This window comes from Dyella tabacisoli (assembly GCF_003350925.1).
Taxonomy (GTDB): Bacteria; Pseudomonadota; Gammaproteobacteria; order Xanthomonadales; family Rhodanobacteraceae; genus Dyella_C; species Dyella_C tabacisoli.
Genome location: NZ_KZ857176.1, coordinates 1 through 13,736, shown reverse-complemented (window position 1 = coordinate 13,736; position 13,736 = coordinate 1). Strand labels below are relative to the sequence as shown.

The window sequence follows — 13,736 nt, the reverse complement described above, 5'->3', positions numbered from 1 at the left end:
GGCGTATCCGTTTGGCTAAATGTTTTAGCTTGCCCGGCGCCCGATATGACTGCAAGCAAAGTCTGATCCCAGCCGTTAGACAGCCAAGGTTGTTTTGCGCTCAAGCAAGCACTCTCTTCGCAAGCAAGCCGCGACTTAGCCGGTCAAGTTCGCGCTGGCTGCAACAGCAGCCACGTCCGGCACCATCGCTTGCGTGGTGAGCATGGCGCCAAGGGTCAGCAGGCAAATCAGCAGGCAGGCGGCGAACAGGCCTTGCAGCATCAGGGTCTCGAATTTCATGGCGATTCTCCGTGAGTCAGGAAATGAAGCTTTCGAGAGGTATATGGCAAGGCCCGTGCCAACGACCCGGATCTTCCAGAACCCGCATTCCTGAGCCATTTCGCCCACCCAACGCGGTTAAGAGTGATTGTCCGCGGACGGTGTGAGTGCTGTCCGGACAGAGCGCGGACGGCGGACAGAACGTTTGCCCGATTCTTGGCGTATCGGGCGCAGTAGCACCCCAACTCAGCATCCCCCTGCAAGCTGGGCGAGGAGCTGAAAGCCTGCCTCATTCGGCTCCCTCCCCTGCCCGCAGGGGAGGGTTGGGGAGGGGTGAGGCTCTTGCCTCGCGCTAACCCAAGGGCATGACCATAGCCACCCATTCCACCCGTTCACTCAAAAAATACAACACCATAAACAAGCCTTCGGTGATTTGCGGATCGAGGGGAATTTCTTCGATTGGTGGGTCGGCGTCGGCATCGCGTTGGTCGCGAAACGATTCACTGGCGGCCAAAATGCGTGCCAGTGTGTGCACGCCGCTTAGAGCGTCATACCAACGTCAATCAACGCGACGTCATCGGGTCAGACAGGCTCTTAGCGCCACGGAGAACAGGTTCTCTTTCTCGCGTTAACACAGCACGGCATGATGCATGCCTCTACGAGAGGGGCCGACGGTGATGACGTTGCGTATCTTTTCTATATGGCTAGCCGTCGTGTCGGCGCTCTTCGCTTTTTCCGCCCAAGCCTGCAGCCCCGCGACCTACCCCGATCCGGTGATGCACTTTCTACAACAGGATGGCCCCGGCGCGATGGTCTTTGTCGGAGTGGTGACCTCGGTGAAGTCCCAGGGCGATGCAAAAAAGAACATCAGCCAAGACATCGTGTTTCGGCCCACGCGGGCACTGCGGGGGAACTACAACGAATCGTTGCCGGTAAGAGGCTTCATCACCACCGACCCACTCGCCCCCTGCGGCAACTTTTTTGACTTTACCGCGCGCGAAGGTGAGGAGTGGTTGATCTTTGGTCATCTGCGCGACGGCGTGGTGTACCCGGATAAGGCCAGTAGCCGCCAGATAAAAAACGGTACGGTGCCACCGCATGTACTGAGCCTGCTGAAACAATTACCGGGATCGGCATGGACGCAGCTTCGAGTACTCGGCGACCCGCAGGCTATCTATCCGCCCGAGGCGATTAAGCGTGGCCATGAAGGCACGGTGTATATCCAGGTTACGGTGGCGCCGGCGGGGCGCGTAACGCAGGCACGTGTGGATGACCTTCCCAATGGCTACCCCGAGCTACGCGAGGCCGCCTTGCGCGCCGCGCGCGCGATGACGTTTGAGCCGTTCGGTACAACCGGGCATACCAGGGGGCGCCGTGCGGTGCTTCCGTATTATTTCTTTCTACCCGGCTCGACTGCGCAGGTACCCGTGCACCAAACAGCGCCCTATACCGTCGATGCGATCATGGCCCCTTAACTCCACACAGAACGTAGGTTGGGCTGAACGAAGTGATGCCCAACGTTGCGTAACTTTGGGCCTCGCCGTAATGCTCAACATCACCTAACTTTGGGGATCGCCGTGATGCCTGATGTTGCGCAACGTTGGGGTTCGCTTTGCTCACCCCAACCTACCTCAGGAGCGTAGGTTGGGGTGAGCGAGGCGAACCCCAACATGCACGCGCACGTTGAGGTTCGCGTGCGCTCAAGTTGGCACGCTCACGTATAAACCGAACAGTATCAAAGCCCAAAAAGCGGCACCTAACACCAGCCATAGCCAATTGACCCCGGTCAGGCGCTGATTGGATTCGCCGTTGGGTTGACCACAAGCAAGATTGGCGGCGCGCTGAACCTTCAGCAGCAGCCATGCGATGGGCAGCACAAGGACAATGAACAGCCCATTCAACCATGGACCGACATTCTGCGGCAGCCGGTTGCCTATGCTGCTCGCTAAGGCGAGGACCACGTAAGCGGTGGCGATGGCGCCGGGCGACCAGGCGTATGGCGTCCTGTTTTTACGCAGGCGATGATCGATCTCGCTGGTTAGCGAATGAATGAAGAAGATCGCGAAGAGCGCACGGGCCACCGGCCATAGCTTTTCATTGTGATAGCTGCGGTAGCGTGCCCACTGCTGGTAGTGCCAGTAGTACCAGTACAGTCCAAGCGTCATGATGGACAGCAACAAAAACTTTTTCGTACCGACAACGTAGAACTCTGCGCTGATGTCGTTCGCCAGCGCAGGCACGTCTGCCACCACCGACATCGGTGGTGCGTAAGGATTTTCACTCATGTGGCCCCCTGTGGTTACACCCACTTGTCGAATCGTAGCCGATTGCGCGCGCCTGTCCAGGGGATAGGAGTTTCAATTGAAGTGCATGCCGAGCGCCGCGTTAATCACAGGGTGCCCCGGTCATATGGCCCGGCAGCTATTTGCTCCAGACGGCCAGAGCAATTCTATTGCGATGCATTTCTTGCGCTTATTGAGCCTGAGGAAATGATTTTCGGGACTCTGCTCTAAGCATGTCGAACGGTGTCGTTGGGGTGAGCAAGGCGAACCCCAACATGCCACGGCCGGCATCGTCATCAGGCATGCGATGTTGGGGTTCGCTTTGCTCACCCCAACCTACTAATTGCAGCCGGGCTCGCGGGGGGTGACAAAGCAGTTGACGGCCGGCTTTTGCGTGAACAAGCCACGCTGGAGCTTTCTAGGGCCAAATGGTGTCTGGCGTAGCGGCGCATCGTCGGCGGATTTGCGCTCCGGTGTTTGGAACAATGGCGACTTATTTGGCGCATTGCCACGCGGTGGCGTGCCATAACCCGTCGCGGTGGCCGGCGCGGGCGATTTCGCCCAAGTGTCGTTGGGAGGCGTAGCGGAGTACGCGCTCTGCGCAAGCACTGCACTGGAACCGCTCAGGTAGAGTGCCATGATGCCAATGCATCTGATGTTCATGAGTTGACTCCGAAGATCTCGAATCGATGTCGTCTTAATGCCGTCGAGTACGAAGGTGGCCTGCTTCGCCCATCCAAGGTTTGCGACCCTTCCCGATAAGCCGAACATCGGCGGCCGGCATCGCCACGGATGGGTAGGCTAATTCGCCTAAGCATCGGTAGAACAAAGGGGCTGAGTGAGTCGCCCTCGATGTTATCTGCTCAATTTACAGTCTTTGTGTTGGAATCTCTTTCCACCATCTATAAACGTAATGATGGCGTCCTTTCCTTTTGAAGAAATTTCAAACGTATCGCTTTTGTATAGCTCACCGGACCCTGTTTCCGAGCTTAATAATACCGAGCCATTACCCGCACCATCGATGACAGCCACATGATAGTCATCGAGGTTGTATACGTTAACGGAGTAATCGCCACCACTGCAGTTGTAGGTCCAGGAGACCGCCCTGGCCGAAACAGGGTCGGCTGCCAACGAGGACAAAACAAGCAATGATGCTGCCGAAAGCGCTGTAACCTTCATCTACTTTAACCCTTGCTATAAATTGACATGACATGCATTAGTTAATGCTATTTAGGCGCATGGTCGACGACACGCACTTGGCAGCCGACAATTTATCGCATGCCCGATCACTGATAGATATAAGACGACTCTGAAAAATAGCCGCCCCTTCGCTAGCGCTCCCATAAGCGCAGGCCAGCCAACCACGATGCAGACTGATCCAATCTAGGAATATTCTTAATTCATGAAAAATCAGAACATTCCCATTGTTCAATCACATAGGAAGCAGCTTTAATCTCAAGTGTCACTCACTACGTTGCCTGTAGGTTTTGCGTGTTCATCACATGAGCGCCTTACGCACTACGCTCGCCGCGGCGAGCCGCATCGGTACATATTTCTCATCCAGGTACGCCAAAGCACGCGACACTATGAGCACGGGCATGAAATTGATTACAGCATTTGCAAGCAGGCGAAACCACGAAGCTCAGATGAACCCCGTATTGGGCCGTAGCTGGGTGCGCTCGTCGCACAGGCAACCGCTGATCGTCGACATCCCTCTGGTCAATACCTGCAAAAGTGACATATCCAGGCTTCGCATCATCGCCAAAGGCAGCATGATCGACCCGCGACTCAAGGGCCGTGCCACTGAGATCGCCAACCACCTGACCTTTACACACACCGTGCGTAGCATCGGCAATGAACAGCATTTCATTCGCCTGACCAGCAAGGAGGTAATCACCCGCCCCCAGGTGAACCTGCACGTTACTGTCGATGGACCTTCGGGCATCGTGCATCGCAGTTACAGCATTCAGCCACGTATTGAAATAGTGAAAAAGGCCGTGCCACCCGCACCCGCCACCACGCCCCCGAAGGCCACCGCCACGGCGACCACGGCAACGCCAGCACAGACACCCTCCGTACCGCCACAGCTCAAAATCGTGCCCCCCGCACCGGCACCCCCACCTGCACCAGCGGCAGGCCAAGGCGCCACACTCCATGCAGGCCGCCCTGGCAGCGAAGCCAGTTCCATTGCCACCGCAATCAAGCAACTGAACGGTGACCTCACACGCCTGCAGCGCCTTGTCAGCACCGTGCAGCACATTGCTACCCGTCAAGCCCACACGCTGGAGCAGCAACGCTACGAGATGGAACACATTCATTCAAAAGCACGAGCCGTGGTGGGCAAGGCGCGTGCTGTCCAAGAATCGCTCGACCACCAGGCAAAACAATTGAGTACGTTGCGCGCCAATGTTGCGGTATTAAGCGACGACTTCGATGTGCCACAAGCAACGCCCGCGGAACGCACGCCTACCGGCTCGTCGGCCAAGGCATAGGGCGCGCATCGCCCATCGCCATCACACACAGCAAAGGCCTGGTGCCTACGGCGCATAGGTTTGCTGCTATCGCATTGGCAAGTTAATTACCTGATTAGCGTGCCATCGCTGCTGACGCGGGTAGCTCGCCCCACTCACCTGCGACCAACGAAGGGACCTCCTTCGGTCACAGTGGCAGGGGAATAAAACATCTGATGCTAATGATGCGGGAGGTTCGCTGCGCCTGCTTACAACATTTCATACAGGCTCGGGAGCCGGGTCATTGACCGGTGTATCTATCCGCCAGATACGCGCAAGCCACGGCGATGAGAACAGTGACGATAAAGAGGATTTGAATGCCTCGCCGACTCATTGGGTCGCCTTATCGGCAAATTGACCTTCTTGAAAGATCACTGCATCCATCGTTCCGCCCCCTAGGTACCATGGCCGGGTCATCGCTCCATGCTCCCAGAGTTGTCGTCATTGCGATGACGGGCCGTTTCTTTCTCGCTCTCGCCATTGCTGGAGGGCAGCGATATATCAAGACTCGGAAAATCACCCGAACCAGATGCCACTGCATGCATGGACTGCTTCGCATGTATGCAGTTTGGATCAACGCCATCCAGGCCGGGGTGGTCAGCACATAGCGCCAATACCCCCATACGAAAGTCGGGGCGTGCGGCGAATTCTTCGACTGTCATGACCTTGTCCATCGTCGGCACCTGCGTTGGCTTGCCAGAACAACTTGCAAGGCACGCCGCCAAAAACATCAGCGCAACGATGGACAGCCCCACTGGATAATATTTCATGCATTTCCCTTCTTACTCATCGGGTAGGCTTGATGCGCGACATGCGTTTTTCTGATGGCATGTCAGCACCCCGACTCAAGGCTGGCTATTCAGATAGTTTTTGCGCAGCAGCTCGACATCGATGCCCAACGTATGGCGCAGGTAGTGATCCATGCCGCCGTATTTTTCGTCGATCGACTGCATCGCAGCTTGCAGGTATTCCTTTTTAACCGTCAGCACCTGTGCCAGCACTTTGGGATCGATGTTCTGCGCCTGCATCACACTCATCGTCATCTGGTTATACGACTCGTTGTAGCGATTGGACTCTAGATAGTTGGCCATGATGGTGTCGCGATCCACGCCCAGGGCGGATAGCAGCAGCAAGGTAGCGAAGCCCGTGCGATCTTTGCCGGCGGTGCAGTGGTACAGCATGGTCTTGTTCTGTTCGGCCAGCTTCAAGAACGCGGTAAATTGGGTTTGGTACTTTACCGGCAGGTCGCGATACGTCTGCCGCATGAACATGTCCATCTGTTCCGGGGTAGAGGTTTTGATCTTCGATCGCATCGAGTTGACCGACATATCCCCCGACAACACCGGGTCCGCCACCCAGTTGAACCGCTTGGCGAACGCCTGCTCCTTTGGGGATTTTTCCTCGGCGGTGCGAAAATCCAGCACCACTTCCAAGTTGAGTTTTTGCAGATACTGGATATCCGACTCCGTCGCCAAACCTGGGTTGCCACTACGAAATAGACGTCCCTTTTGGACGCTTTGCCCATTGGCGGCAACGATGCCACCGAGATCTCGGGTGTTATGCACATTTTGTAGTTCGATATACGTATCGGTGGCGCCGACTATTTGCGTAGCGAAAGCGATACTCATAGCAACGAAAAGTCGAAACATCGTGCAGCCCCTACGCTCAGTGAAATACTCGGATCGAGAGCCTAGCGAGCCACTTGAAAGCCGTATATGGGAATCATCCTAAAGACACAGATGGCCTGGAGAACCCGTCGCCCGAGGCAGCCTGCGCGTCTATGCTGCGGCTCAAAGATTATTTCCTTACGCACGCCGTCAGGGGCCGGACGCCTCGAATCAAGATGCCCATCGAGGACTCACAAATAACCAAAGAGGAACCAAACATACGATGCTGTGAAACGCTATGGCGAGAAACGCATAGGTCCGTTTTGCCACAGCAAAACCGCGCGACATCCAAAGCTCCCTTGCCGCCAGCAAAAAACCAACACAACTGAACGTGCTGGCGATCAGGATAACGAGAGAGATCAAACCGACACGTTCGAAGCCACCGAGACCATGCGCAAGACTTACCGATGCCACGATAAAAACCAATTCGGCACAGCAAGCGACGAACGCCCCCGCGCCGATGCGGCCCGAGCAATTTTGTAAACTGTTTTCCATAAAAGAGATCGTTTGATTTATAGGATGACGTGGCAGGCTCGCCTGCCCCTTCGTGCGTCCCTGCACTCCAGGCCGTGGTTACTTGGCATCGCTTTTGGGCAACGCATACGCCATCACTGCATCGCCGCCGGCGCGGCCTAAGCCGGTATGTCCACCCGCGGCAATCACCACATACTGCCGACCGTCTTTGCCCTCATAAACGCTAGGCGTGGCGATACCACCGAACGGCAAGGTGGCGTGCCATAGCTCGCGACCCGTGCGAAGCTCGAACGCGCGCAGGGTACGGTCGGCGCTAGCGGCAATGAAAATCAGGCCGCTGCGGGTAATTACCGAGCCGCCCATATTGGGCACACCCACTTGCAAGGGCACATGCGAGGCGATGCCGAAGGGACCGTTGTCATAGGCCGTGCCCAGCGGGTGGCGCCAAAGAAACGTGCGGGTTTTCAGATCGAGCGCGGCAATCATGCCCCAGGGCGGCTGGTTGCAAGGTATGGCCAGCGGCGACAAGAACGGCGCGGCACTTGCGGCATATGGCGTGCCTAGCTGAGGACCACCGAAGTCGCCGCCCGTCGAAGAGCCGCCTGCAACCACATCAGCGCGCGGCGTCAGCTTGTCGATGATCGCCATGTAGTTATTGTTGGTCACCACGATATGGCGCAGCGGATCGACCGATACGCCGCCCCACTCGAACACGCCGGCCGAGCCGGGATAGGCCAGCGAGCCTTGTAGCGAGGGCGGTGTGAATAACCCTTCGTTACGCAGTTGCTTGAAGCGAATCCGGCAGTACAACTGATCGAGCGGCGTGGCGCCCCACATGTCGGTCTCGCGCAAGGTCGCCGGGGCGAACGATGGCATGTCTACCTGGAAGGGCTGGGTGGGCGAAGGGTGCTCGCCGGGCACGGCTTGTTGCGGCACCGGGCGCTCTTCCACCTGGGTTAGCGGTTTGCCGGTGCGGCGGTCCAGCACAAACAGCTCTCCACGCTTGGTCGGCACCAGCAAGGCCGGTACTTGCGGGCCGCCATGATCGCCAGGGAGGTCAATCGCGGTGGGCTGCGCGGGGACGTCGTAATCCCAAATGTCATGGTGGGTGGTTTGGAAATGCCAGCGGATTTCCCCACTATCGGCATCCACGGCGATCACCGAGCTGGCGTACTTCCCCGACACGGCTTGGCGGCCTCCGCCGAAGAAATCAGGCGTCTCGTTGCCGGTGGGCAGGTAGACCAAACCCAGCGCGGGGTCGGCGCTGATCGGTGCCCATACGTTAGGCGTGGCGCGCGTGTAGTGCTCGCCCTCTGGCGGTAGTGTCGTGCGATCTTGACGCCCCATGTCGAAGGCCCAAGCCAGCGCGCCGGTGCGGGTGTCGAACGCGCGCACCACGCCAGACGGCTCTCCGCGCTCCACATTGTCGGCGACCCAGCCGCCGACCACCGCCTTGCCATGCACGATCGATGGCGGCGAGGTGACGTAGTAAAAACCCGGCTTGACCAGGCCCATACCCGCGGTGAGGTCGATCTCGCCATTCTGGCCGAACTCCGGGCAACGCTGCCCGGTGTCGGCGTCGAGCGCATACATTTTGGCGTCCAGGGTGGCGGTGAGAATGCGATGCGCGCACAGGCCGGTGGCGCCAGGCGTTTGGTCATAAGACACACCGCGGCAAGCAAGGAACGGAGCCGATGTCACATCGGCCCGAGGATTGAAACGCCAGATGGGCTCGCCGCTTTCCGGCGAAACGGCAACGACTTCAGCATGCGGGGTGCACAGCACAAGCTTGTCGCGCACCTTCAGCGGCGTCGCTTCGAACATGAACTCGCCCGGTTTGCTGCCTTGCGGCCGGCCGACTGCGCCGGTGTTGAAAGTCCATGCCAAGGACAACTCCGCGACGTTGGCCGGGGTGATTTGATCCAGCGGCGAATAGCGTTGTCCGCCGGGCGTGCGGCCGTAGTTCGGCCAATCGCCGGAGGCGATGGAAGCCGTGTCCGCTGGCATATCCCCTGCAGGGTGATCGGCCCATGTACCTGCATTGTCCACGCCGGCATGGGGTTGCAGACCCAGGACAAAAATCGCAACGATCACTGCCGTCAAACCGAGGCCGACCAGCGCAAGGGGTTTGGTGCCGCGTACCGGACCACCATGGCAAACAAAGGCACGACCCAGCCAGCGCCACGTCAGCAGCATCGCAATAAGCAGCACCAAGAAAAACAGCACACGCGGCAAGAGTGCGATGGGATTCCAGCCGCATTCGTACAATGCCCAGGCGAATGTGGCCACGCAAAACCCGGCATAGATAACGAAACCACTGCGTCGCCCGCGCAAGAGCTGAAACGCGGTGATGAGCAGAACGCCCCCCGCGATGACGTAGTACCAGGAGCCTCCCAGCGCTGTCAGGTAGACACCGCCGTACAACAAACCTGCAGCCATCAACAGCAAGATCAGGCCAAACAAGGTGCTGAGCCAGCGATAAGAGCCTGAATCTAGGTTTCGTTTGGACATGGCATGTTTCCGTGATGAGTGGGTACCAAACTGCGGCAGATGGCTGTATGCCATGACGTATTGCCGGCAAAAGACAAGGTGGGTTGGATGACATTGCAGTGGCGCGAACTGATGCCGTACTTCGCGCAGTTCTTCTCGGGGGTACGCTTGGCGTCTCGATGGGCGAAGGCAACGCGCAGATCACCGCAGGCTGAAACTTTGGCGGACGGAGTTGCGCTCGCTTTCGACACGTACCCACAAATGAGCGTTACGAGACCGCCACGATAAAGAGTGTTCTCGGGCTCTTTCGGCTCATAAAACGCTCTCGTCTACAGCAGCCCGGCCAAGCCATGGTTCTTTGAATACCGATGTTTTCCAGGCGCGCAACGCGACCACCATAAGCAACGGGTTCATCGCCTTGCATCTTGCTTTACGCACACACGATCACTGCACGTAAGGCCGATAGGCGCATCAAGCACGTCCAAGCGCACAGTGCGTTCGATGCATGTAGCCTTGGGGAAATCCGCGTGGCCGCGACACCGGCCAGGTCACTCGATGGGCAAGGCTGTCGCCGCCGCAACGCTCGACTTATGACGCTCGACTTATAACGCTCGACTTATTTTGTGCATTGGTAAGGGCTTTTCCTGGCAGGCTCGATGCCGGTCTCGACATTGGTGATGACCACGGTCGCTTCCGGGTAGATCATGCAAATGCGTTCACGCTCCGCTTTAACATCACTGCCTTTGACCGTGGCTTTCACGACACCTTCGCCCAAGGGTTTCCCCTGCGCGGTAAAGCCCTGCACTCTATAAGTGCCGTAAAGAAAGCCGCAGCCTGTCAGGACGAGTATCAGGGCGACAATCAGAGAGGTTTTACTAAACATGACGCGAGAAATCCCTAGATACATCGGACCACCAAAGGGTCCCTTGTTCATTGACGTGTGTCTTTGCCTGCCGAATGCCGACCTCGGTGGGTTTCTCCTTGGAAACCTGCCCTGGACGCCGCCCCTGTCAACCTCAACCAGGGTTGGTGGCTTCCCTGCAATGAGAGATATCCAAGTACCGGCAACCATTCGCAAAGCTATGATTTATCGGCCATCCTTCGCAAATACTCATTATTTTTAAATGAAATAATGACAATCTCGAATGCCACACGCACAAATACACTACCCACAATAATCCCAAGCAAGCCACGGAATACCGCGCCGTAAAACATCGTACCAATACCGCCAAAAAGCACCCCAAGAAGAGATAGCCAATACACAACCGTAATTATTTTAGGCGTCAGCATGGCATCAAAAAATAAAATACTTCTCATACCGCATATTTCCTCAGGTTGGATCGAATTTATTTAATGTCAGGTTACAAAAGCGCCACACAGAAAATCACGACAGGCAATAGCCCGGCTTGTTGCGCGACTCGATGCCGCGACCAGGCTCCTTGTGAGCCTGCCCTAAATGCCCCGACTCGAAGGGGTGGAAGGGGACCATTCAGGGCAGTCAGGCATCCCTGCCCATTAACCAGTCAGCCGAGACATTCCATGTCCCGGCTGACTGGACTCACCACATCATGCCCACGCCCATACCCGCACCCAGGTCACCACGCGTATTGCTCGATGCATTGAACTTGTAGACCCAGCGACCACTTTCGGAGATAGCGGACAGGCCCACGGCCAGGCTGGTTTCTCCGCGGAACATACCGACCGATGCTCCCATCATGTTTCTGCCGGGCTCATAAGCCTGCGGCAAACTGGCCATCGCCATGGCTGACGCCACACCGGCATTAGCGCGCTGGCCGATGCGGTTGATATCGCGACTGACCGAATCGAAGCGCTTGTCGGTGTAGGACTTGGCCCAATCCTTGGCTTCCGTAACGCCTGCATTGAACTGGCTCATGTTGACCGCATCGGTGGGAGCCGTGCCGGCCGCCACGTTGGTGATCTGGCGCTGGCTTGTCAGCGAACCGACCGAGACGGTATCGGCGCGGTCGGCCACGGAGCCAGCACCGATCGCGGTACTGTTGGCGCCCGAGGCCACGCTATTGGCGCCAACAGCGGTGCTGCCGGTACCGGTGGCCTGGGCATTCATGCCTGCGGCGGTGCCTTCGCTGCCCGTGGTTACAACCGCAGGCTTGCCGGCAACACCATCGGCACCGTCTACCGCCACGCCAGCCGTACCCTTACCCAAACCACTTCCGTTGTTCTCGATATTGATGACGCGGTTATCGACATTGGTGATCTTGTTTTGCAGATCATCACGAATGGCGGCGATCTGCCCGCCGTTCACCGCGTCGCGGCTGCCCGTAGCGATGGCGCCGTCACGCAAGTTGGTCATCAGGGTGCCGGCCGCACCGCCGCCCAGGGTCACCACGCCACGGCTGGAGCCAGTGTCGTAGGTCACCGCCTCTCTGACGGTGCCGTCGGGGTCGATAATCCCGGTCTTTTTCAACTGACTCATGTTGGCTGCGTCGGTATCGTCGACGCCGTCGGCCACGTTGGTGATGCGACGCTCTTTACCTATCGCGCCTACCGACACCGTGTTGGCCTTATCAGCCACCGAACCCGCACCTAATGCCACCGCATTGTCGGCATCGGCCGTGACCTCGGCACCCGCACCCATCGCCACACCCTTGCTGCCCTTGGCGACCGTTGCATCATCGGAGCCATCGTTGGCGCCGTCAGCCTTGAAGTAATTCAAGGTATCGCCGAAGGCGGTTTTTACGTTGTTGGTGATGGCCGTGGTCACCGCACTTTGAGCATTGCTCAACTGCCCGACGTTGACCGCATCGTTGGCATTCACACCGTCGGCCACACCGGTGACCTGGCGATCGACGGCCTGGGTGCCGTCGGTACCGGCCACGTTGATAACGGTGCCGCCGACATCCTTGCCGATGGTGATGGTTTTGTTCGCAGCGTCTTGCTGCACCAGACCCACCGTACCGTTGGTAATGTTATGGGTTATGGAGGTGATGTCGTCGGTGTTTTTCTTGACGCCGGTATCGAGTGCGTCAAGTGCGCCACCCACGGTAGTCTGTGTACCGTTTTGCACCGTGTAGGTCGGGCCGGTGACCGCACCGGTCACCGCGTCAATCTTGGCGCCGCCGCCGAGCGCGTCGACAACCGGCGTGAGCTGACCCACATTGACGGCATCCGAGCGCTCGGTACCGGCCTTGACGTGAACAATCTGACGCTCCATGCCGGCATTGCCCACCGACACCGTGAAATCACGATCCGATACCGAGTACGAACCTAGCGCGACCGACTCCACACCTATCGACTTGGTTTGCAGGCCTAGCGCGATCGAATTGACCCCTGTCGCGTTGGCCTGGTGACCAACCGCCACGGTGTTGCTATCCGATGCCACCGCACCAGGACCGACAGCAATCGCATTGCCCCCGCTGGCAGAAGCATCAACATCCCCGTGCCCTTCCCCTGGCAGCCCATTCACTTTTAAGTAACGCGTAGAGCTAGTCAGCGCATTATTGATGGTGGTGACATCGCCCTCGACCTTGGTCACGTTGTCGTTGGTCGTCTTCAACTGAGCACCGTTCACCGCATCAGTGCTGTCGTCGGCAAGAGTCCCGGCGGCGACGCCGGTGAGCTTGCGATTGATTACCTGGGTGCCGTCGGTACCGGCCACGTTGATGACGGTGCCGCCGACATCCTTGCCGATGGTGATGTTCTTGCTCGTGGCGTCTTGCTGCACCAGACCCATCGTACCGTTGGTGATGTTGTTGGTGATGTTGTTGACGGTATCGCCCAGGTTGGTGACATCGCCCTCGACCTTGGTCACGTTGTCGTTGGTCGTCTTCAACTGAGCACCGTTCACCGCATCCGTGCTGTCGTCAGCAAGAGTCCCAGCGGCGACGCCGGTGAGCTTGCGATTGATTACCTGGGTGCCGTCGGTACCGGCTACGTTGATGACGGTGCCGGTCACATCTTTGCCGATGGTGATGGTTTTGTTCACCGCGTCTTGCTGCACCAGGCCTATCGTACCGTTGGTGATGTTGTTGGTGATGTTGGTGACGGTATCGCCCAGGTTGGTGATGTCGCCGGTG

Annotated in this window: 14 protein-coding genes; 2 read left to right on the top strand and 12 right to left on the bottom strand. The window is 57.9% G+C overall.

Annotated elements, in window-relative coordinates; genetic code table 11:
* Positions 1 to 135: 135 nt before the first annotated feature.
* Together DVJ77_RS21315 and DVJ77_RS09805 are read right to left on the bottom strand one after the other, a co-directional pair.
* The gene (locus DVJ77_RS21315) at positions 136 to 279 is read right to left on the bottom strand and encodes a hypothetical protein (protein WP_191983683.1); all 144 of its coding nucleotides are present in this window, start codon (positions 277 to 279) and stop codon (positions 136 to 138) included.
* 331 nt (positions 280 to 610) lie between these two features.
* Positions 611 to 793 carry a hypothetical protein gene (locus tag DVJ77_RS09805; RefSeq protein ID WP_114845342.1) on the bottom strand — a complete coding sequence of 61 codons (183 nt, stop codon included), beginning with the start codon at positions 791 to 793 and terminating at the stop codon, positions 611 to 613.
* A 142-nt stretch (positions 794 to 935) separates the two neighbouring features.
* Here DVJ77_RS09805 and DVJ77_RS09800 point away from each other — a divergent pair, with 142 nt between their 5' ends.
* Positions 936 to 1,733: a TonB family protein gene (locus DVJ77_RS09800; protein WP_162791441.1), complete on the top strand. Its 798-nt coding sequence runs from the start codon at positions 936 to 938 to the stop codon at positions 1,731 to 1,733.
* A 225-nt stretch (positions 1,734 to 1,958) separates the two neighbouring features.
* Here DVJ77_RS09800 and DVJ77_RS09795 read toward each other — a convergent pair whose 3' ends face one another.
* The 3 genes from DVJ77_RS09795 to DVJ77_RS21090 form a co-directional block, all read right to left on the bottom strand.
* Positions 1,959 to 2,543, bottom strand: a complete 585-nt coding sequence (locus tag DVJ77_RS09795; RefSeq protein WP_162791440.1) for a hypothetical protein — start codon at positions 2,541 to 2,543, stop codon at positions 1,959 to 1,961.
* A gap of 336 nt (positions 2,544 to 2,879) precedes the next feature.
* Positions 2,880 to 3,203, bottom strand: a complete 324-nt coding sequence (locus tag DVJ77_RS09790) for a hypothetical protein (RefSeq protein WP_114845339.1) — start codon at positions 3,201 to 3,203, stop codon at positions 2,880 to 2,882.
* A 192-nt stretch (positions 3,204 to 3,395) separates the two neighbouring features.
* Positions 3,396 to 3,719: a hypothetical protein gene (locus DVJ77_RS21090; protein ID WP_162791439.1), complete on the bottom strand. Its 324-nt coding sequence runs from the start codon at positions 3,717 to 3,719 to the stop codon at positions 3,396 to 3,398.
* Between the two features lie 467 nt (positions 3,720 to 4,186).
* On the opposite strand from DVJ77_RS21090, the gene DVJ77_RS09785 reads away from it, so the two are divergent.
* Positions 4,187 to 5,032, top strand: a complete 846-nt coding sequence (locus DVJ77_RS09785) for a type IV pilus assembly protein FimV (RefSeq protein WP_162791438.1) — start codon at positions 4,187 to 4,189, stop codon at positions 5,030 to 5,032.
* Positions 5,033 to 5,463: 431 nt separating this feature from the next.
* On the opposite strand, the gene DVJ77_RS09780 is transcribed toward DVJ77_RS09785, so the two are convergent.
* The 7 genes from DVJ77_RS09780 to DVJ77_RS09750 all read right to left on the bottom strand — a co-directional run.
* A complete protein-coding gene (locus tag DVJ77_RS09780) occupies positions 5,464 to 5,820 on the bottom strand; it encodes an EexN family lipoprotein (protein WP_114845337.1) in 357 nt (118 codons plus the stop codon).
* Positions 5,821 to 5,895: 75 nt separating this feature from the next.
* Positions 5,896 to 6,699, bottom strand: a complete 804-nt coding sequence (locus DVJ77_RS09775; protein ID WP_225427926.1) for a tyrosine-protein phosphatase — start codon at positions 6,697 to 6,699, stop codon at positions 5,896 to 5,898.
* A gap of 189 nt (positions 6,700 to 6,888) precedes the next feature.
* Positions 6,889 to 7,212 (bottom strand): hypothetical protein, encoded by a 324-nt coding sequence (locus tag DVJ77_RS21085; RefSeq protein WP_162791437.1) that lies wholly within the window; start codon positions 7,210 to 7,212, stop codon positions 6,889 to 6,891.
* 78 nt (positions 7,213 to 7,290) lie between these two features.
* Complete coding sequence (locus DVJ77_RS09765) at positions 7,291 to 9,702, bottom strand: membrane-bound PQQ-dependent dehydrogenase, glucose/quinate/shikimate family (protein WP_114845335.1); 2,412 nt, start codon at positions 9,700 to 9,702, stop codon at positions 7,291 to 7,293.
* 595 nt (positions 9,703 to 10,297) lie between these two features.
* Complete coding sequence (locus DVJ77_RS09760; protein ID WP_162791436.1) at positions 10,298 to 10,615, bottom strand: hypothetical protein; 318 nt, start codon at positions 10,613 to 10,615, stop codon at positions 10,298 to 10,300.
* A 146-nt stretch (positions 10,616 to 10,761) separates the two neighbouring features.
* Complete coding sequence (locus tag DVJ77_RS09755) at positions 10,762 to 10,998, bottom strand: DUF4282 domain-containing protein (RefSeq protein ID WP_114845333.1); 237 nt, start codon at positions 10,996 to 10,998, stop codon at positions 10,762 to 10,764.
* Positions 10,999 to 11,239: 241 nt separating this feature from the next.
* A partial coding sequence (locus tag DVJ77_RS09750) for a YadA family autotransporter adhesin (protein ID WP_114845332.1) occupies positions 11,240 to 13,736 on the bottom strand: 2,497 nt, incomplete at its 5' end.

Bases quoted from the DNA above. Each gene is read 5' to 3' on its own strand.
- DVJ77_RS09760 (WP_162791436.1), bottom strand. From the start codon at position 10,615: ATGAACAAGGGACCCTTTGGTGGTCCGATGTATCTAGGGATTTCTCGC.
- DVJ77_RS21090 (WP_162791439.1), bottom strand. From the start codon at position 3,719: ATGAAGGTTACAGCGCTTTCGGCAGCATCATTGCTTGTTTTGTCCTCG.
- DVJ77_RS21085 (WP_162791437.1), bottom strand. From the start codon at position 7,212: ATGGAAAACAGTTTACAAAATTGCTCGGGCCGCATCGGCGCGGGGGCG.
- DVJ77_RS09780 (WP_114845337.1), bottom strand. From the start codon at position 5,820: ATGAAATATTATCCAGTGGGGCTGTCCATCGTTGCGCTGATGTTTTTG.
- DVJ77_RS21315 (WP_191983683.1), bottom strand. From the start codon at position 279: ATGAAATTCGAGACCCTGATGCTGCAAGGCCTGTTCGCCGCCTGCCTG.
- DVJ77_RS09785 (WP_162791438.1), top strand. From the start codon at position 4,187: ATGAACCCCGTATTGGGCCGTAGCTGGGTGCGCTCGTCGCACAGGCAA.
- DVJ77_RS09795 (WP_162791440.1), bottom strand. From the start codon at position 2,543: ATGAGTGAAAATCCTTACGCACCACCGATGTCGGTGGTGGCAGACGTG.
- DVJ77_RS09775 (WP_225427926.1), bottom strand. From the start codon at position 6,699: ATGTTTCGACTTTTCGTTGCTATGAGTATCGCTTTCGCTACGCAAATA.
- DVJ77_RS09765 (WP_114845335.1), bottom strand. From the start codon at position 9,702: ATGTCCAAACGAAACCTAGATTCAGGCTCTTATCGCTGGCTCAGCACC.
- DVJ77_RS09790 (WP_114845339.1), bottom strand. From the start codon at position 3,203: ATGAACATCAGATGCATTGGCATCATGGCACTCTACCTGAGCGGTTCC.
- DVJ77_RS09800 (WP_162791441.1), top strand. From the start codon at position 936: ATGACGTTGCGTATCTTTTCTATATGGCTAGCCGTCGTGTCGGCGCTC.
- DVJ77_RS09755 (WP_114845333.1), bottom strand. From the start codon at position 10,998: ATGAGAAGTATTTTATTTTTTGATGCCATGCTGACGCCTAAAATAATT.